General features: G+C 67.9%; 18 protein-coding genes. 9 read left to right on the forward strand and 9 right to left on the reverse strand.

Annotated features, from left to right (window positions below; genetic code table 11):
• Positions 1-23: 23 nt before the first annotated feature.
• From idi to H681_RS21675, 4 genes are all read left to right on the forward strand, one after another.
• Positions 24-572 carry an isopentenyl-diphosphate Delta-isomerase gene (gene idi / locus H681_RS21660; protein WP_015479031.1) on the forward strand — a complete coding sequence of 183 codons (549 nt, stop codon included), beginning with the start codon at positions 24-26 and terminating at the stop codon, positions 570-572.
• Positions 573-688: 116 nt separating this feature from the next.
• Entirely contained in the window at positions 689-1,090 is a 402-nt protein-coding gene (locus H681_RS21665) for a YkgJ family cysteine cluster protein (protein WP_015479032.1), read from the forward strand.
• Between the two features lie 173 nt (positions 1,091-1,263).
• Positions 1,264-2,613 (forward strand): MATE family efflux transporter, encoded by a 1,350-nt coding sequence (locus H681_RS21670; protein WP_015479033.1) that lies wholly within the window; start codon positions 1,264-1,266, stop codon positions 2,611-2,613.
• A gap of 186 nt (positions 2,614-2,799) precedes the next feature.
• Positions 2,800-3,255 (forward strand): DUF2214 family protein, encoded by a 456-nt coding sequence (locus H681_RS21675; RefSeq protein WP_015479034.1) that lies wholly within the window; start codon positions 2,800-2,802, stop codon positions 3,253-3,255.
• 9 nt (positions 3,256-3,264) lie between these two features.
• On the opposite strand, the gene H681_RS21680 is transcribed toward H681_RS21675, so the two are convergent.
• Genes H681_RS21680 through H681_RS21690 form a run of 3 tightly spaced genes read right to left on the reverse strand, consistent with a single transcriptional unit; the run spans position 3,265 to position 5,353 of the window.
• Positions 3,265-4,110, reverse strand: a complete 846-nt coding sequence (locus tag H681_RS21680) for an arylamine N-acetyltransferase family protein (protein ID WP_015479035.1) — start codon at positions 4,108-4,110, stop codon at positions 3,265-3,267.
• Between the two features lie 23 nt (positions 4,111-4,133).
• A complete protein-coding gene (locus H681_RS21685) occupies positions 4,134-4,616 on the reverse strand; it encodes a cupin domain-containing protein (protein ID WP_015479036.1) in 483 nt (160 codons plus the stop codon).
• Positions 4,613-5,353 (reverse strand): NAD-dependent epimerase/dehydratase family protein, encoded by a 741-nt coding sequence (locus tag H681_RS21690; protein WP_015479037.1) that lies wholly within the window; start codon positions 5,351-5,353, stop codon positions 4,613-4,615. Before H681_RS21690 ends, H681_RS21685 begins: the two co-directional genes overlap by 4 nt.
• Positions 5,354-5,550: 197 nt before the next feature.
• Here H681_RS21690 and H681_RS21695 point away from each other — a divergent pair, with 197 nt between their 5' ends.
• Positions 5,551-6,111 (forward strand): NADPH-dependent FMN reductase, encoded by a 561-nt coding sequence (locus tag H681_RS21695; RefSeq protein ID WP_015479038.1) that lies wholly within the window; start codon positions 5,551-5,553, stop codon positions 6,109-6,111.
• A gap of 35 nt (positions 6,112-6,146) precedes the next feature.
• Here the strand turns inward: H681_RS21695 and H681_RS21700 are convergent, their stop codons facing one another.
• Positions 6,147-6,449 carry a chaperone modulator CbpM gene (locus H681_RS21700; protein WP_041712201.1) on the reverse strand — a complete coding sequence of 101 codons (303 nt, stop codon included), beginning with the start codon at positions 6,447-6,449 and terminating at the stop codon, positions 6,147-6,149.
• The gene (gene cbpA / locus H681_RS21705) at positions 6,446-7,414 is read right to left on the reverse strand and encodes a curved DNA-binding protein (RefSeq protein ID WP_015479040.1); all 969 of its coding nucleotides are present in this window, start codon (positions 7,412-7,414) and stop codon (positions 6,446-6,448) included. The genes H681_RS21700 and cbpA overlap by 4 nt, the downstream gene beginning before the upstream one ends.
• 256 nt (positions 7,415-7,670) lie before the next feature.
• Between cbpA and pdxR the strand changes: the two genes are divergently transcribed.
• The 4 genes from pdxR (at position 7,671) to H681_RS21725 (ending at position 12,344) form a co-directional block, all read left to right on the forward strand.
• Complete coding sequence (pdxR, locus tag H681_RS21710; RefSeq protein ID WP_015479041.1) at positions 7,671-9,101, forward strand: MocR-like pyridoxine biosynthesis transcription factor PdxR; 1,431 nt, start codon at positions 7,671-7,673, stop codon at positions 9,099-9,101.
• A gap of 336 nt (positions 9,102-9,437) precedes the next feature.
• Positions 9,438-11,462, forward strand: a complete 2,025-nt coding sequence (locus H681_RS21715; protein WP_015479042.1) for a ribonucleoside triphosphate reductase — start codon at positions 9,438-9,440, stop codon at positions 11,460-11,462.
• A 40-nt stretch (positions 11,463-11,502) separates the two neighbouring features.
• Entirely contained in the window at positions 11,503-11,649 is a 147-nt protein-coding gene (gene nrdD, locus H681_RS27075) for an anaerobic ribonucleoside-triphosphate reductase (RefSeq protein ID WP_015479043.1), read from the forward strand.
• Positions 11,646-12,344 carry an anaerobic ribonucleoside-triphosphate reductase activating protein gene (locus H681_RS21725; RefSeq protein WP_015479044.1) on the forward strand — a complete coding sequence of 233 codons (699 nt, stop codon included), beginning with the start codon at positions 11,646-11,648 and terminating at the stop codon, positions 12,342-12,344. The genes nrdD and H681_RS21725 overlap by 4 nt, the downstream gene beginning before the upstream one ends.
• Positions 12,345-12,569: 225 nt before the next feature.
• Here H681_RS21725 and speA read toward each other — a convergent pair whose 3' ends face one another.
• From speA to H681_RS21745, 4 genes are all read right to left on the reverse strand, one after another.
• Positions 12,570-14,483: an arginine decarboxylase gene (gene speA / locus H681_RS21730; protein WP_015479045.1), complete on the reverse strand. Its 1,914-nt coding sequence runs from the start codon at positions 14,481-14,483 to the stop codon at positions 12,570-12,572.
• 272 nt (positions 14,484-14,755) lie between these two features.
• Complete coding sequence (locus H681_RS21735; RefSeq protein WP_015479046.1) at positions 14,756-15,127, reverse strand: translation initiation factor Sui1; 372 nt, start codon at positions 15,125-15,127, stop codon at positions 14,756-14,758.
• A 309-nt stretch (positions 15,128-15,436) separates the two neighbouring features.
• Positions 15,437-15,979: an NUDIX hydrolase gene (locus tag H681_RS21740; protein ID WP_015479047.1), complete on the reverse strand. Its 543-nt coding sequence runs from the start codon at positions 15,977-15,979 to the stop codon at positions 15,437-15,439.
• A complete protein-coding gene (locus tag H681_RS21745; RefSeq protein WP_015479048.1) occupies positions 15,979-17,043 on the reverse strand; it encodes a DUF2333 family protein in 1,065 nt (354 codons plus the stop codon). Before H681_RS21745 ends, H681_RS21740 begins: the two co-directional genes overlap by 1 nt.
• Between the last annotated feature and the right edge of the window lie 57 nt (positions 17,044-17,100).

Below are 17,100 nucleotides of genomic sequence, written 5' to 3' on the forward strand. Positions count from 1 at the left end.
CGGCAGGCTCGCAGGAGAATCCCATGACCGATATCCAGGTGATCCTGGTCGACGAACACGACAACCCGACGGGCACGATGGAGAAGCACCAGGCGCACCACCTGGGGCTGCGCCACCGGGCCATCTCGGTGTACCTGTTCAACCGCGCCGGCGAGTTGCTGCTGCAACGCCGCGCGCTGGGCAAGTACCACTGTGGCGGGCTGTGGAGCAATAGCTGCTGCGGCCATCCGTACCCGGATGAATCGGCCCGGCACGCCGCCGAACGCCGGCTGCGCGAGGAAATGGGCGTACAGGTCGCATTGCGCAAGCTGTTCGAGTTCAGCTACCGCCTGGAGCTGCCCAACGGCATGACCGAGCACGAGTACGGCCACCTGTTCGGCGCCATCGACGACCAGCCGCCGCGGCCTGATCCCGAGGAAGCCGACGACTTCCGCTACGTCGCCCTGGCCGATCTGGACGCCGAGATGGCGGCGCAGCCCGAGCGCTTCACCCCCTGGTTCCGCCTCTGCTACCCGACGTTCCGCCAGTACCTGCGCGACCACGGCGGACTCACGGTCCTGTCGACGGACTGAAGCCCGCGGTTCGCGCCCGCGCTGTTCGTCGCCCCTTCTCTTCGTCGAAAGACCGCGCAATTCTTCGCGCCGGCCACTATGATGCGCGCCTTCGCAACACCCCGCCGAATGCCGCCATGAGAAAACCGCCGCTGATCGCCAACGCCGAACTGGACCGCCTGGAAACCTGGGCCAAGTACACCTCGGGCCTGTGCAAGGACTGCAACGCCACCTGCTGCACCATGCCGGCGGAAGTGAACGTCAACGACCTGATCCGTATCGGCATCGTCGACGAATTCGAGCGCGACGAACCGGCGAAGAACATCGCCAAGCGCCTGCTGAAGGAAGGCGTCGTCGAGCGCTTCAACCAGAAGAGCGGCATATTTACCCTGACCCGCTCCAGCAACGGCGATTGCTACTTCCTCGACCGCAAGACCCGCCTGTGCACCATCTACGCCAAGCGCCCGGACACCTGCCGCAACCACCCGCAGGTCGGCCCGCGCCCCGGCTACTGCGCCTACCGCAAGAAGACTGCCTGAGCGCCGGGCAGCTAAGCCGTTTCGTGTCTTCTCGTAGCGAGCTTGCTCGCGAACCTGCAAGGCACGGTGCCATGCGGTTCGCGAGCAATAACGATGGCGTCCCCCTCGCTCCTACCGGTGGCGCCCGCGCCTGAACCGGCTCGCTATACTGCGGGCCTGCTCAGGAGCCCCGCATGAACCCCCTGCTCGAAGCCTGGCGTCATTCGCCGACCCACCGTCGCGTCTGGGCGCTCGCCGCGCCGATGATCCTCTCCAACATTTCCGTCCCTCTGGTCACGCTGGTTGACAGCGCGGTGATCGGCCATCTGCCGCATGCCCACCAGTTGGGCGCGGTGGCCGTCGGCGGCGGGCTCTACACCCTGCTGGTGGGCGTGCTCGGCTTCCTGCGCATGGGCACCACCGGCTTCGCCGCCCAGGCCGCCGGCCGCAGCGACGGCGGCGCGCTGCGGCGGATTCTCGGCCAGGGACTGTTGCTCGCGCTCGGGCTGGCCCTGCTGCTCGGCGCGCTGGCGCTGCCGCTGAGCGATCCCGCCCTGGCACTGATGCGCCCGTCCGCCGAACTCGACACACTGGCCCGCCAGTTCTTCCACATCCGCCTGCTCGGCCTGCCGGCGGCGCTGGCCACCTACGCGCTGGTCGGCTGGTTCCTCGGCACGCAGAACGCCCGCGCACCGCTGGCGATCCTGCTGACCACCAACCTGATCAACATCGCCCTCGACCTGTGGTTCGTGCTCGGCCTGGAATGGGGCGTGGCCGGCGCCGCGCGCGCCTCGGTGATCGCCGAGTGGAGCGGCGCGCTACTCGGCCTGGCGCTGACCCGTGGCGCGCTCAGGCGTTATCCCGGCCAGCCGGACTGGTCGCGCCTGCGCGCGTGGATGAGCTGGCGGCCGCTGTTGATGGTCAACCGCGACATCTTCATCCGCAGCCTGGCGCTGCAGGGCGTGTTCTTCCTGCTCACCGTGCAGGGCACGCGCCTGGGCGATGCCACGGTGGCCGCCAACGCGCTGCTGCTCAACGGCCTGATGGTCACCTCCTACGCGCTGGACGGCCTGGCCCACGCCGTGGAAGCCTTGTGCGGCCACGCCATCGGCGGTCGCGACCGCACCGCGCTGCGCCGCTCACTGGTGGTGGCCTGCGGCTGGTCGCTGATCGCCAGCCTGCTGTTCGTGGCGTTCTTCACCTTCGCCGGACATCTGTTCATCGCCTTGCAGAGCGACATTCCCGAGGTGCGCGCCACCGCCGACCAGTACCTGCCCTACCTCGCCTGCCTGCCGCTGATCGGCCTGTGGAGCTACCTGCTGGACGGCCTGTTCATCGGCGCCACCCGCGCCCGCGAGATGCGCAACGCCATGCTCCTGGCCTGCGCCGCCAGCCTGCCGCTGGGCCTGCTGCTGCAACCCTTCGGCAATCACGGATTGTGGCTGACCTTCCTCAGTTTCATGTTGCTGCGCGGGCTGATTCTCGGCGCCTACGCCTGGAGACTGACGCGCCACGACGCCTGGCAGGCGCCCGCCGAGACGTAAGGCACGGGACGAAGGCGCGTCACGTCGAGCGGCGGCGCGTGGGGAAAAAGTGGGGGCTGCGCTGGAACGCGCGGATTCCGCCCTCTACAGTGCCAGGCACGCCGGACGTGGCCGCGCGGCGCTCGGGCGCTGCCCGCAGGATCCATCGCGCACCCCATCGAAGGCCCCACCAGAAGGACACGCCTCATGGCCCAAGCCATTGCCGCCTACCTGCATTACCTGTCGATCTTCGTCCTGTTCGCCCTGCTGGTGCTGGAACACCGCCTGTTCCGCCTGCCGCTGGACCTGGAACGCGCGCGCAGCCTGATCGTCGTCGACATCGCCTACGGCGCCTGTGCCGGCGCGGTGCTGCTGACCGGCGCGGCGCGGGTGGTGTGGTTCGCCAAAGGCACCGAGTATTACCTGCACAACAGCCTGTTCCACGCCAAGATCGGACTGTTCGTACTGGTCGCGCTGCTGTCGATCCTGCCGACCATGACCTTCCTCAATTGGCGCAACGACCTCAAGGCCGGCCGCGTCCCGCAGGTCGGCGCGCGCCAGGCCAGGCTGGTGACCATGACCATCCGCCTGGAACTGCTGGTCCTGCTGATCCTGCCGCTGCTGGCCAGCCTGATGGCGCGTGGTTACGGAATGATCGGCTGACCCCGACGCTCATTCCCGGGGCGCGAGCAGCCCCGCCAGGCGCTGGCGCAAGGCCGGTAACTCTCGCTCCGCCGGCCACAGGCGGAAACGCTCGCGCAATACCGTCAGCAGTTCGTCCGCATCCTCGATGCTGCGCTGCTCGACGTTGCCGTCGACGGTACGCCGGGTGAACTGGCCGTTGTTCAACGACAGCCGCGCACCGCCCTCGCTGACGGCCACGCGCAGGAAGCGGCGAAACACGCTCTGCGGATAGGTCGAGGTGTACCAGTTGCGCATGACGTAATCGACCCATTGCTGCGCTTGCAGGGTGAAGCGGTACAGCGTCTGCCAGCCGGATGGGGAACGCGCCGCCATTTCCAGTTCGCCGTCCGGCTCGCCGGTCAGCCGCCAGCCGCCGGGCAGCTCCTCGTTCACCCGCAGCGGCAGCGCGCGGGACGATGCGGGCCCGCCGAAGCCGATGTCCACCAGATACGCACCGTCGGCGAGGTCGATACGCAGCAGCAGGTGCGTCTGCGGGGTCTGCGGCGCATCGGCCGGCAGCCCCCAGCGCACCCGCCCGACCAGCAGCGTCACCCGGTAGCCGAGGCTGGTCAGCAGGCGTGCGAACAGGCTGTTGAGCTCGAAGCAGTAGCCGCCGCGACGCTGTTCCACCAACTTGGCGAAGACCGCCTGCGGATCGATGTCCACGGTTTTCTCCAGCAGCACGTCGAGGTTCTCGAACGGTAGCCGGTGCAGCGCCGCGTCGATCAGCCGATCGAGGTTCGCCAGCGTCGGCGCCGGGCGCGCAGCCGGCAGGCCGAGGCGGGCCAGCGTGGCGTCGAGCTGGGCGGCGCTGAAGGGGGTGAGCGGGGTCATGCGAATCTCCTTTCGCGAAGCATTCAATGAGTGGGTTCCGGGATCACCAGCGGGCCGCAGTGCTCGTCGCTGATGATCACCGCGAGCAGCCGGGTCGCCGTGCTGGCGCTGGGGTTCTCGGCGAACAGGTGCAGCTCGCCGCGGGGCTCGAACCAGGTTTCCCCGGGACCGTAGGTCCGCGCCGGCAGGCCCTGCATCCGCGAGCGCACCTGGCCGTACAGGACGATGGCGGTCAACGCCCCCGGATGCCGGTGCGCCGGCGTGTGGGCGCCGGGCGGAAAGTCCACCTGCAAGGTGGTGACGACCTTGCCGGGAACCTCCGCCAGCGGCTCGCAGGACAGGCGGCTGACCTGGGTACTCGGCCTGGCATCGGCCCGAGGCTGCGCGGGACCGTCGGCGAGCTGCACCAGCGGGCGCGACCACGGCTGCCAGAGCAGCGCACCCGCCGCCACGGCGGCGGCCAGCAGCCATCCGACGCGGGTTTCGTGGCTCGGCACGGGCCTCATGGGAGGGCTCCTTCCAGGCGGAAGCCCGGCTGCCACCCCAGGCGATGGCGGGCCTTGGCCGAACTGACCTCGATGTCCCGCTCGGCCACGTTGTAACAACCACGGACGCCCCACTCCAGCGCCAGCAGCGCGGCGCGGGCGGCGTCATCCACATGCACGGCCAGGCGTGGGTCGGGGGCATCGCTGCCGGTACCCGGCCCATACAGGCGACCGTAGCGCAGTACGATGCCTTCCATCGGCGTGGCGCCGAGCACGGCGGCTTCCAGCGCGGCCACGCCGCCGACACTCACGGCACGGTTGCCGGCGGCCGCCAGGTCCAGCGGCTGCTCCTCGTGCAACGGCGCCTCGCCCGGTGCATAGGCCCAGGCGATGCTCTGCGCCACCATGCGCTCGGCGCCAGCGGCCAGGGCAGCGGCCACCAGGTTGGCGGTACCTTCGCGGCGCAGCCGGGCATTGCGCGGGTGGGCGGCAGGCATCTGCGCCGGGTCCAGGCCCGCCGGCAGGTCGGTGAGCTGATGGATCACCCAGCGTGGCTGGAACGCTCGCAGGGCGTCCTGCAATGCGGCAGCGTCATAGACGTCCAGCACCCTCGCCTGGGCGCCCACCGCCTCCAGCGCGGCGGCGCGCTGCGGCGAACGGCTGACCGCGAGCACCTGGTAGCCGCGCTCCAGCAGCAGCGGCAGCAGGCGTTTGCCGATGACGCCGCTGGCGCCGGCGAAGAACACTTTCATGCACATGGTCGACCTCGAAACGGGCGGATGGCTCGGGTGAGTGAAGAATGGGTTCACTCTAGGACCGCCATGCCCCAGCCCACAGAGCCAAGATCACGCAAACCCACTGGGACATGACGCCAGCACATTTGATCCAGATCCGGGCAGAGCCGCCGCCATCGTCTATAACAAACGGCTCAATACCCGTTCTTGAAGGAGTCGTCATGAGCCAAGTCTTCGATGTCGCCGTAGTCGTCGGCAGCCTGCGCAAGGAATCCCTCAACCGCAAGATCGCCAAGGCCTTCGCCGAACTGGCGCCGGCCAACCTGAAGCTGGAAATCGTCGAGATCGGCGATCTGCCGCTGTACAACGAGGAGCACGACACGGGCACCCCGCCGGCCAGCTACGCTGCCTTCCGCGAGCGCATCGCCCGCGCCGACGCAGTGCTGTTCGTCACCCCGGAATACAACCGCTCGGTGCCCGGCGTGCTGAAGAACGCCATCGACGTCGGCTCGCGCCCGTACGGCAAGAGCGCCTGGGGCGGCAAACCCTGCGCCGTGGTCAGCGCATCGCCGGGCGCCATCGGCGGCTTCGGCGCCAACCATCACCTGCGCCAGTCGCTGGTGTTCCTCAACATGCCGGTACTGCAACAACCCGAGGCCTACCTGGGCGGCGCCGGCAGCTTCTTCGACGAGGCCGGCAAGCTGTCCGAGAAGACCCAGCCCTTCCTGCAGAGCATCATCGATGCGTTCTCGCGCTGGATCGAACAGAACCAGCCGCGCTGATCCCCAGGAGCCGGCCCAGGAGCCGGCTCTCGTGATCACTCCTCCAGCAGGCGCGCCAGGCGCTGGCGCAGGTAGCGGTTCTCCGCGCGCAGTTCGTCCACCTCGTCCAGCAGGCGCAACGCCAGGGCGATGCCCGGCCAGTCCAGCTCGAACTCGCGGCGCAGCCGGACCGCGCGGCGCACCACGCTGACCGCCTGGTAATCGAAGAGCCAATGCCCGGCGCGCTGTTCGCGGGGCTCCACGATACCCACCTCGACGATCTCGACGAGCACGTCGCGGGGGAGGTTCACCGACTGGCAGAGCTCGTCGAGGTCCACCACCATCACTGTCGTCGTCATGCGCGTTTACCCCAATCGGCACGGGGGTCGAAGGCCGCCTTGGCAGCCAGTTCTTCCCAGAGTTTGCGGGTCGCTTCGTCCGCCGTCTTCGGCATCACCACCTTGAGCACCGCATAGAGATCGCCGGCGGCGGCCTCGCCCTTGTTCGGCAGGCCCTTGCCCTTGATGCGCAGGCGCTGGCCGGCCTGGCTGTTGGCCGGGATGCCGAGGTTGATCCGCCCGCCCAGCGTGGGCACTTCCACCTTGGCGCCGAGCGCCGCTTCCCACGGTGCCACCGGCACGGTGACGACGAGGTCGCGGCCATCGACGTCGAACACCGGGTGCGGCACCAGGCGGATCGCCAGGTACAGGTCGCCCGCCGGCCCGCCGTTGATGCCCGGCGCGCCCTGCCCCTTGAGGCGGATGCGTTCGCCGTCGGCGGTGCCCACGGGGATCTTCACGTTCAGCGTCTTGTTCTGCGGCGGCAGCTTGCGGCCGTACTCATCGAAGCTGGGCAGGCTGAAGCTGATCGGCCGGCTGTCCCCGGAAAGGGTTTCCTCGAGGAACAGCGGGACTTCCATCTCCACATCCTGGCCACGGTGGGCCTGCGGCTGGCGCGCACCGCCGAAGCCACCGTGGGAGCCGCCGGCGCGGGCACCGAAGATCTGCTCGAAGAAGTCACTGAAGTCCTGCTCGTGCCCCGGCGACGGGCCGTCGAAACCACCGCGCGGCTGCCAGCCGGGCGGCGCCTCGAATTGCGGCCCCTGCGCGCCGTACTTGCGCAGTTCGTCGTACTCGGCGCGCTTCTCCGGGCTCTTCAGCACTTCGTAGGCCTCGGAGACTTCCTTGAAGTGCGTCTCGGCGTCCGGCTCCTTGCTGACGTCCGGGTGGTACTTGCGCGCGAGCTTGCGGTAGGCAGTCTTGATCGCCTTCTCGTCCGCCTCGGGCTCGACCCCGAGCGCGGCGTAATAGTCCTTGAATTCCATCGATCTCCTCACATGCGTTGGACCTGTCGGCGCCTGGGACACGGGGGATTCGCGCGGGCAGCCGGAGCCGCTGCGCGCACTGCGAGGCGAACAGGTGGAAAAAACGGGCTTCTGCGACAACAGATGGAGTCGCGGCGCCGGCTTTTCAACACTGCCTGCAAGCCTAGACGCTGATCCTGCATCGCGGTCGCCGGGACGCCTTGATGCCGGTCATGGCATAGTCGTCTTCTGGATTAATCGCCGCCCTGGATAGGCCATGACCGCGCCCTTCGATTCGTTGCGCCAACCGCTGGACCCGAGCCATGAACTGCCGATCTACCGCCAGCTCTACGAGCGAATCCGCGATGCCATCACCCGTGGTGCGTTGCGCCCCGGCGAACGCGTACCGCCGGTGCGCGGGCTGGCCGGCGAACTGGGCGTGGCGCGCGGCACGGTGGAGCTGGCCTACCAGTTGCTGACCAGCGAGGGCTACCTGCTGGCGCGTGGGCCGGCGGGCACCGTGGTCTCACCGCAACTGGCGGGGCGTAGCAGTGCCCCGCCGCCCATCCGGGTCGATCCGGCGACGGTAGAACGCAGCCTACCCGGCCTGATCGCCCACGGCCCGATCCTGCGACCGTTCCAGCTCGGCGTGCCGGCGCTGGATGCCTTCCCCCGCGCGCTCTGGGCGCGCCTGTGCGCACGCCGTCTGCGCCAGCAGAGCGCGTCCATGCTGGCCTACCCGGAGCCTTGCGGCTACGGGCCGCTGCGCGAGGCGGTCGCCGGTTACCTGGGCGTCTCTCGCGGCATCGTCTGCGCCCCGGAGCAGGTATTCATCTGCGCCGGCTATCAGGGCGCGCTGGACCTGATCAGCCGCACCCTGCTCGAACCCGGCCAGCGCTTCTGGCACGAAGACCCCGGCTACCCGCGCGGCCGCGAACTGCTGCGCCGGGCCGGCGGCGTGCCGGTACCCATCGCGGTGGACGCCGATGGCCTGCGCGTGGAAGACGGTATCGCCCGCGCACCGGAGGCGCGCTTCGCCCTGGTCACACCGTCGCAGCAAAGCCCCACCGGTGTCGCCCTCAGCCTGCCGCGCCGCCTGGCCCTGCTGGACTGGGCAGCCAGCAGAGGCGCGTGGATCGTCGAGGACGACTACGACAGCGAGTACCGCTACGCCGGCTTCCCGCTGCCGGCGCTGAAAAGCCTCGACCGTGCTGGCCGCGTTCTCTACACCGGCACCTTCAGCAAGGTGCTCTACCCCGCCCTGCGCCTGGGCTATCTGGTGGTGCCGGCAGAACGGGTGGAGGACTTCGTGCGCACCCAGCAGGTGTTTTCCTCCGGCTGCGCGGAGCTGCTGCAGGCGACCCTGTGCGACTTCATGCAGGAAGGCCACTTCGCCCGCCACCTCAAGCGCACCCGCACACTCTACGCCCGGCGCCGCCAGTGGCTGCGCAGCGCGCTGGAAGAACGTCTCGGCGAGCGTCTGCGCTTCGCCGACACGCCCGGCGGCCTGCACCTGATCGGCACGCTGGACCAGGACGACCTCGCCGTCGCCCACCGCGCCCATGCCGAGGGCCTCGGCCTGCAGGCGCTGAACGCCTGGTGCGTCGAGGCCAGGCGCGAGCCGGCGCTGATCATGAGCTTCACCAACGTCACCGACGAACAGCTCGCCGGGCGCCTGGCAGAGCGGCTGGCGCCCCTGCTCGGCTGAAGCTCTCTGGCGACGCAATAGTGTCCGGCACGTCCCGTTCGCGAGCAAGCTCGCTCCTACGAAGGGCATGCCGGTGTTCCCCTGTAGGAGCGAGCTTGCTCGCGAACCGACTCGGCCAAATCACCGATGGGTCCCTTGCTAGCCGCCAGAAAAAGCCTTTGGCGCCCCTGTTCGGCTGATTCCGGGGCGTGTGCCGGTCAATACCTCCGATGGCGAAAATTGACCGGCACTCAACGTTGACCGAGGTCAATTTCCCTACGGACGATGCCGTTAGATTCCCACAACATCTTGTTGTCTTGAATAACTCGAGACACAGCATGTTGTGGAATCAAGCCAATGCCCCTGACACGGACCGCCCCTCTTCCCGCCAGTCTGCGCAAACGCAACGGCGCCTCTGCTGCCTTCGATGCCAGCAAGATCGAACGCGCCATTGCCGCCGCCGGTGAGGCCAGCGGCGAGTTCACCGCGCCCCACGCCGGGGAGCTGACCCGTCGCGTGCTGGCCCGCCTGCCGGCCCGGAACGACCTGGACGTGGAGCAGGTGCAGGACGTCGTCGAGCGCGCCCTGATGGAAGCCGGCCACTACCCCACCGCACGCGCCTACATCGTCTACCGCGAACGCCACGGCCGCCTGCGCCGCGAGCGCAAGACGCTGGTGGACGTCGCCGCGTCGATGAACGAATACCTGTCGCGGGAGGACTGGCGGGTGCGCGCCAACGCCAACCAGGGCTATTCCCTGGGCGGGCTGATCCTCAACGTGTCCGGCAAGGTCACCGCCAACTACTGGCTGGACGAGGTCTACAGCGAAGGCATCGCCGTCGCCCACCGCGAAGCCGACCTGCACATCCACGACCTCGACATGCTCGCCGGCTACTGCGCCGGCTGGTCGCTGCGCACCCTGCTCAGCGAGGGCCTGAACGGCGTGCCGGGGCGGGTCGAAGCCGGGCCGCCGAAGCACCTGTCCAGCGCGCTGGGGCAGATGGTCAACTTCCTCGGCACCCTGCAGAACGAGTGGGCCGGCGCCCAGGCCTTCAGCTCCTTCGACACCTACCTGGCGCCCTACGTGCGCAACGACAGCCTGAGTTATCAACAGGTGCGCCAGGCGCTGCAGGAGTTCATCTACAACCTCAACGTGCCCTCGCGCTGGGGCACCCAGACGCCCTTCACCAACCTGACCTTCGACTGGGTCTGCCCGGAAGACCTGCGCGAGCAGATTCCCTACGTCGGCGGAGTGGAAATGCCCTTCGCCTATGGCGAGCTGCAGGCCGAGATGGACCTGATCAACCGCGCCTACATCGAGGTGATGCAGGCCGGCGACGCCCACGGCCGGGTGTTCACCTTCCCGATCCCGACCTACAACATCACCCACGACTTCCCCTGGGACAGCGACAACGCCACGCGCCTCTTCGAGATGACCGCGCGCTACGGCCTGCCGTACTTCCAGAACTTCCTCAACTCGGACATGCAGCCCAACCAGGTGCGCTCCATGTGCTGCCGCCTGCAACTGGACGTGCGCGAGTTGCTCAAGCGCGGCAACGGGCTGTTCGGCTCGGCGGAGCAGACCGGCTCGCTGGGCGTGGTGACCATCAACTGCGGGCGTCTGGGCTATCGCCATCGCGGCGATCTGGTCGGCCTCTACCGGCAGCTCGACTATCTGCTGGAACTGGCCTTCGACAGCCTGGAGGTCAAGCGCAAGGTCATCCAGCAGCACATGGACGCCGGGCTCTACCCCTATACCAAGCGCTACCTGGGCACCCTGCGCAACCACTTCTCCACCATCGGCGTGAACGGCCTGCACGAGATGCTGCGCAACTTCACCGAGGACCGCGAAGGCCTGCACACCGAGGCCGGCCGGCAGATGGCGCTGGAGTTGCTGGACCATGTGCGGGCGCGGCTGGTGCGCTTCCAGGAGGACAGCGGGCACCTCTACAACCTCGAGGCCACGCCCGCCGAAGGCACCACCTACCGCTTCGCCCGCGAGGACCAGAAACGCCACCCGGACATCCTCCAGGCCGGCACACCGGAAGCGCCCTACTACACCAACTCGTCACAGCTGCCGGTAGGCCTCACCGACGACCCGTTCGAGGCCCTCGAGCTGCAGGACGCCCTGCAATGCAAATACACCGGGGGCACGGTGCTGCACCTGTACATGGCCGAGCGCATTTCCAGCGCCGAGGCCTGCAAGACCCTCGTGCGTACCGCCCTCGGGCGCTTCCGCCTGCCCTACCTGACGGTGACGCCGACCTTCTCCATCTGCCCCGTGCACGGCTACCTCGCCGGCGAGCACGAGTTCTGCCCCAGGTGCGACGAAGCCGCGTTGCAGAAAGCCGCGACCAAGAGCTGCGGCGGCTGTGGCGGCTGATTCCCCTTTCACTTTCATCCACGCAAAAGGAGCACTACCGATGACCGCGAACCAACTGCCCGAAAGCCAGCGCCAACGCTGCGAGGTATGGACCCGCGTGATGGGCTATCACCGCCCGGTGACGGCATTCAACGCCGGCAAGCAATCCGAGCACCGCGAACGCCGTCACTTCCGCGAGACGCGATGAGCAGTGTGCTCAGGGTCGGGGGCCTCGTGCCCCTGACCACCCTCGACTATCCCGGCCTGCTCGCCTGCGTGCTGTTCTGCCAGGGCTGCGCCTGGCGCTGCCGCTACTGCCACAACCCGGAGCTGATTCCGCCGCGCGGCGAAGCGGAGATCCACTGGGACGACATCCTGGCCTTCCTGCGACGACGCCAGGGCCTGTTGCAGGCAGTGGTGTTCAGCGGCGGTGAGGCGACGCTGCAAGCCGCGCTGCCGAGTGCGATGGCCAGCGTGCACGAACTGGGTTTCCGCACGGGCCTGCACAGCGCCGGCATCCGCCCGGACGCCTTCTCGCGGGCGCTGCCCCATGCCGACTGGGTCGGCTTCGACGTGAAGGGACTGGCCGAGGACATGGATGCGATCACCGGCGTCAAACGCAGCGGGCCCGCCAACTGGCGCAGCCTGGAGCTGTTGCTGGAGAGCGGCGTTGGCTACGAGTGCCGCACGACTGTGCACTGGCAATTGTTCGACTTGGAGCGCCTGCGCCAACTGGCGACGCAGTTACGCGGCAGGGGAGTGGAAAACTTCGTCGTGCAGTTGGCTCGCAGTGGTCGGCAGCTCGATCCCGAACTGATCGCCACGCCGGCGCCCCAAGGCGCCATCGATCTCTGGCGGGAGCTTTATGCGCTGTTTCCATCCTTCGAACTGCGTGATGCCTGAACGCCAGTGTTCCCTTGCAGGAGCGGGCCATGCCCGCGATCGCGCGCATGGCGCGCTCCTACAATTCAACTCCGCCTCAAGCGCTTTTGTAGGAGCGAGCTTGCTCGCGAACCAGGCTCCGCTGCGGAAGCTGTTCGCGAGCAAGGGCTAGGCGCCCCCTCGGTCCTACGAAGAGCAAAAAGCCCCGCCGAGGCGGGGCTTTTGCTTACGCGAACCGGCGATCCATCAGGACGACAGGTAAGCCGAGCGGGTCAGCCCCAGGCGCAGCGCGTCGAGGAACTGGGTACGCTCGCGCGCGGTGAGCTTGGCCCCGGCGACCTTGTCGCGGTAGTGGGTCATCAGTTCCTCGGGCGACAGGTGCACGTAGCGCAGCATGTCCTCGATGGTGTCGTGGGTCTCGATGCCGGCGTGGTAGAAGCTGCCGTCGGCGTTCTGGTAGACGTTCACCGAGTCGGTGTCGCCGAACAGGTTGTGCATGTCGCCGAGGATTTCCTGGTACGCGCCGACCAGGAACACGCCGATCATGTACTCCTCGCCTTCCTTCACCTCGTGCACCGGCAGGCTGGTCTCGATGCTCTGCTCGTCGACGTACTGGGTGATCTTGCCGTCGGAGTCGCAGGTCAGGTCCTGCAGCACTGCGCGGCGGGTCGGCTCCTCGCCCAGGCGATGGATCGGCAGGATCGGCAGCACCTGGCCGATGGCCCAGGTGTCGGGTAGGCTCTGGAACACCGAGAAGTTGCAGATGTACTTGTCGGCCAGCTTGTCGTTGAGCTCGTCGAGCACCTGGCGGTGCGAGCGCTGGTGCGCCTTGAGCTGGTTGTGCAGGCGACGGCAGATGGCGAAGTAGCACTGCTCGGCCAGGGCCTTCTGCGCCAGGCTGATCTTGCCCTCGGCGTACTGCGCGGCGGCGTCGCTCATGTAGTGGGTGGCGCGCCAGTAGGTCTCGGTGACCATCTCGGCATCGGTCGGGCCGAGCAGGTCGGCCAGCCACTGGACGATCTCCGGCTGTTCGGCGAGGTCGGTGATCTTCGGCACTTCGTCGTTGTGGCGCTCGACGTCGGTGACCTGGGTGATCAGCACCGCGTGGTGCGCGGTCAGCGCGCGGCCGCTCTCGGAGAAGATGTGCGGATGCGGCAGGCCCTGCGCGTCGCAGAACTCCTTGAGCATGCCCACCACCACACCGGCGTAGTCGTCGATGTCGTAGTTGATCGAGCTGGCGTTGCGCGAGTGGGTGCCGTCGTAGTCCACACCCAGGCCGCCGCCGACGTCCACGTGGTCCACCGGCAGGCCAAGGGCACGCAGTTCGCCGTAGTAGCGGATGGCTTCCTTGAAGCCGTGCTGGTAGTCGGCCAGGTTGGCGATCTGCGACCCCATGTGGAAGTGCAGCAGGCGCACACCCTGGTCCAGGCCGGCGGCGCGGAAGCGCTCGACCACCGACAGCAGCTGCGCGGCGGACAGACCGAACTTGGCCTTCTCGCCACCGGTGTCCGCCCACTTGGAGGACGCCAGCGAAGACAGCCGCACGCGCAGGCCGACCTGGGGCAGCACGCCCACGTTGGCGGCCTCCTCGATCACCAGCTGCACCTCGGATTCCTTCTCGATCACGATGAACACGTTGTGGCCGAGCTTCTGCCCCATCAGCGCCAGCTTGATGAACTCGCGGTCCTTGTAGCCGTTGCAGACGATGGTGCCGCCCTTGGGCGCCAGCGCCAGCACGGCCATCAGCTCGGGCTTGGAGCCGGCTTCCAGGCCGATGGAGACGTTCTGCGTGGCGATGATGCTTTCCACCACCGCTTCCTGCTGGTTCACCTTGATCGGGTACAGCGCGGTGTAGCGGCTGCCGTATTCGAGACGCGCGATGTTGGCGTCGAAGGCGCCGGTGAGCTTGCGCACGCGGTCCTGGAGGATGTCCGGGAAGCGCACCAGCAGCGGCAGCGACAGGCCCGCCTCGCGCAGTTGCTCGACCAGCCCGTGCAGATCGATCGGCTGGGCATCGGCGCCCTGCGGGCGAACTTCCACGTTACCGGCGTCGTTGATGGCGTAGTAGCCAGCGCCCCAGTGGCGAATTCCGTAGATGCTGCGGCTGTCTGCCACGGTCCAGTTGCTGCCGTCGTCTTTGCGGGTCCGTCTAGCGGCCATGCGGGGTGGTCTCCTCAGATTGCGCGAATGTGTGCAGGCGCCCGCCCGGCGTGCGGGTGAGTCGTCAAGGCCCGGTGGTGTAAACCTAGCCGGACCTCGTGACGTTGCCGTGTTGACCGCCGGGGTTGGCGGTAAGTTTAGGAAAATCCGACGACACGCCCAGGGCGCGTCGAAATATCTCCCATCTAGGGAAAGGGCTTGCCGGCGATGCGCTCGACGCGCATCGCCTGGAACCCGTTCTCGACAGGGGAGCAGCTTGTTGGCCGAGTGACTCAGCCGCCGGATTTCTTCGCCTTGAGGCCGCGCTTGGTCAGCTCTTCGAGCAGCAGGTCGACGTGGTCGCCCTGGATCTCGATGATGCCGTCCTTGAGTGCCCCACCCGTGCCGCAACGCTTCTTCAGCGCCGTGGCCAGGTCCTTCAGCGCATCGGCCGCCAGCGGCACGCCGGTCACCGTGGTCACGGTCTTGCCACCGCGGCCCTTGGTTTCCCGACGCACGCGAGCGATGCCATCGCCGGCCGGAATCTCGGCCTGCTTGCAGATGCACGCGCCAATGGGCTGATTGCAGTCCGGGCAATGCCGGCCGGAATCAGTGGAGTAGACGAGCCCGCCCAAGGCGGACAGGGAGGATGCTTTCTTGACCACCGGGCGTTTCCCCAGGATTGGCCTCTTCGGGCCAGGTCAACGAATGGCCGGCTGGCGCCGACCGCGACGCCCCACTCAGGCAGGGGCTGCGCAATTCCCGGCGGAGGACCCGGCCGGAAAGGTCGCGCAATTTAGCAGCATTGAAGGCAAATGCTAAGAGCGAAAATGCGTCATTGATCGGCGGTTTGGCGACATGGGCCGGCGGCGGGGAACCTGTAGGAGCGAGCTTGCTCGCGAACCGACCTCACTGCGGGGCCATTCGCGAGCAAGCTCGCTCCTACGAAGAGCAGTCCGCAGCGGATCAATGCGTCAGAAACTCACCAGGTACTTGCGCAACGCCGCCAGCGAATCCGGGCAGTACGGCGTGCCCGCCCTGGCCTCGGCCAGCACCTGGTGCGGATCGATGAAGCGCGCTTCCATGACTTCTTCGGGCTGCAACTTCAGCGGCGCGTCGGAAACGGCGGAGAACACCGCGCACCAGAGGCGGTTGTCCGGCTGGTCGAAGAAGAACGAACCATGCTCGCGCAACTCGACGCCGGCGATACCCAGCTCCTCTTCCAACTCACGGGCGGCGGACTGGGCATAGGTTTCATCCGCCAGCACCATGCCGCCGGCGGCCGGATCCCAGTAGCCGGGGTAGATCGCCTTGCTCAGCGTCCTTCGGTGTACGCACAGCTCGCCGACCGTATTGAACAGCAGGATGAAGGTGCCCCGGCCGATCAGCCCGCGCTCGCGCAGCTCCGCGCGCGGCAGGCTGCCCCTGGGTTCGTCGTTCCGGTTGACCCAGGCGACCAACTCGGCATCCGAAGCCGCCCGGTGGGCGGCTTCCTTGTCGCTGATCCCGTCCATCATCAGCCCTGGGCCAGCAATTGGCGCAGGTCGATGATCGCGGCGTTGGCGCGGGAGATGTAGTTGGCCATCACCAGCGAGTGGTTGGCCAGCACGCCGAAGCCGCTGCCATTGAGCACCATCGGGCTCCACAGCGGCGCCTGGGCGGCCTCCAGCTCGCGGATGATCTGGCGCACGCTGACGGTGGCGTTCTTCTTCGCCAGCACGTCGGCGAAGTCCACCTCGATAGCGCGCAGGATGTGCGACAGCGCCCAGGCCTGGCCACGGGCTTCGTAGAATACGTTGTCGATCTGCAGCCACGGGGTTTCCTGCAGCTCTTCCTCGACCTGCGGCGCCTCGCCCGGCACCACCGGCGCGGTGGGCTTGATGTTGGTGTTGAGCTTCACCCGGCCGACGCTGGCCGAGAGACGCTGGGACAGCGAGCCCAGGCGGGTGGAGACGTCACCCAGCCAGTTGTTCAGGCTGTCGGCGCGGGGATAGAACTGCGCGCCCGCGGGGTCGGCGGACAGACGCGCCAGGTAGCGGTCCAGCGACTTGATGCCTTCGCCGTACTCCGACTCGGAGGACGGCAGCGCCCAGCTCTTGTTGTCGAAGTTGAAGCGCGGTTCGGCGCGCGCCAGGTCGGCGTCCTCGGTGGACTGCGACTGGGAGCGGGCGAAGTCCTTGCGTAGCGCGCGGGACAGGTCACGCACCTGGACCAGGGCGCCGTATTCCCAGCTGGGCATGTTGTCCAGCCACAGGCCCGGCGGGAAGATGTCGTTGGAGAGATAGCCGCCCGACTTGTCCAGCAGCGTGGCGACCACTTCCTTGAGGGTTTCCACCGTGGTGTAGCCGATCACCATCTGGCGGCCGGAACGCTCGGCCGCGGCCTGGGCGTTCTGCTGCACGGGGAAGAGACCAGGCTCCTGGCTCCAGTACCAGCCGACCACACCGCAGACCAGCAGGTAGACGCCCAGCAGACCGCCGAGCACTCGGCTCAGCCAGGGCCCGCCGAAGTAGGCGCGCACGTCGTCCACCGAGTCATCGACGCGATCACGCACGGAGCCGCGTTTCTTCCAGTTCCACATGGCAAAGTCCTTAGCATCACGAAAACGAAGAGGGGTTGGACCCGATTCCGCCCCGGG

The organism is Pseudomonas sp. ATCC 13867 (assembly GCF_000349845.1).
Taxonomy (GTDB): domain Bacteria; phylum Pseudomonadota; class Gammaproteobacteria; order Pseudomonadales; family Pseudomonadaceae; genus Pseudomonas.

Coding starts and splice junctions, on each gene's coding strand:
- H681_RS21725 (WP_015479044.1), top strand. CDS start 11,646: ATGAGCAGTGTGCTCAGGGTCGGGGGCCTCGTGCCCCTGACCACCCTC.
- H681_RS21680 (WP_015479035.1), bottom strand. CDS start 4,110: ATGACCCCGCTCACCCCCTTCAGCGCCGCCCAGCTCGACGCCACGCTG.
- H681_RS21670 (WP_015479033.1), top strand. CDS start 1,264: ATGAACCCCCTGCTCGAAGCCTGGCGTCATTCGCCGACCCACCGTCGC.
- H681_RS21740 (WP_015479047.1), bottom strand. CDS start 15,979: ATGATGGACGGGATCAGCGACAAGGAAGCCGCCCACCGGGCGGCTTCG.
- idi (WP_015479031.1), top strand. CDS start 24: ATGACCGATATCCAGGTGATCCTGGTCGACGAACACGACAACCCGACG.
- speA (WP_015479045.1), bottom strand. CDS start 14,483: ATGGCCGCTAGACGGACCCGCAAAGACGACGGCAGCAACTGGACCGTG.
- H681_RS21690 (WP_015479037.1), bottom strand. CDS start 5,353: ATGTGCATGAAAGTGTTCTTCGCCGGCGCCAGCGGCGTCATCGGCAAA.
- H681_RS21685 (WP_015479036.1), bottom strand. CDS start 4,616: ATGAGGCCCGTGCCGAGCCACGAAACCCGCGTCGGATGGCTGCTGGCC.
- nrdD (WP_015479043.1), top strand. CDS start 11,503: ATGACCGCGAACCAACTGCCCGAAAGCCAGCGCCAACGCTGCGAGGTA.
- H681_RS21665 (WP_015479032.1), top strand. CDS start 689: ATGAGAAAACCGCCGCTGATCGCCAACGCCGAACTGGACCGCCTGGAA.
- H681_RS21700 (WP_041712201.1), bottom strand. CDS start 6,449: ATGACGACGACAGTGATGGTGGTGGACCTCGACGAGCTCTGCCAGTCG.
- cbpA (WP_015479040.1), bottom strand. CDS start 7,414: ATGGAATTCAAGGACTATTACGCCGCGCTCGGGGTCGAGCCCGAGGCG.
- H681_RS21745 (WP_015479048.1), bottom strand. CDS start 17,043: ATGTGGAACTGGAAGAAACGCGGCTCCGTGCGTGATCGCGTCGATGAC.
- H681_RS21695 (WP_015479038.1), top strand. CDS start 5,551: ATGAGCCAAGTCTTCGATGTCGCCGTAGTCGTCGGCAGCCTGCGCAAG.
- H681_RS21675 (WP_015479034.1), top strand. CDS start 2,800: ATGGCCCAAGCCATTGCCGCCTACCTGCATTACCTGTCGATCTTCGTC.
- pdxR (WP_015479041.1), top strand. CDS start 7,671: ATGACCGCGCCCTTCGATTCGTTGCGCCAACCGCTGGACCCGAGCCAT.
- H681_RS21715 (WP_015479042.1), top strand. CDS start 9,438: ATGCCCCTGACACGGACCGCCCCTCTTCCCGCCAGTCTGCGCAAACGC.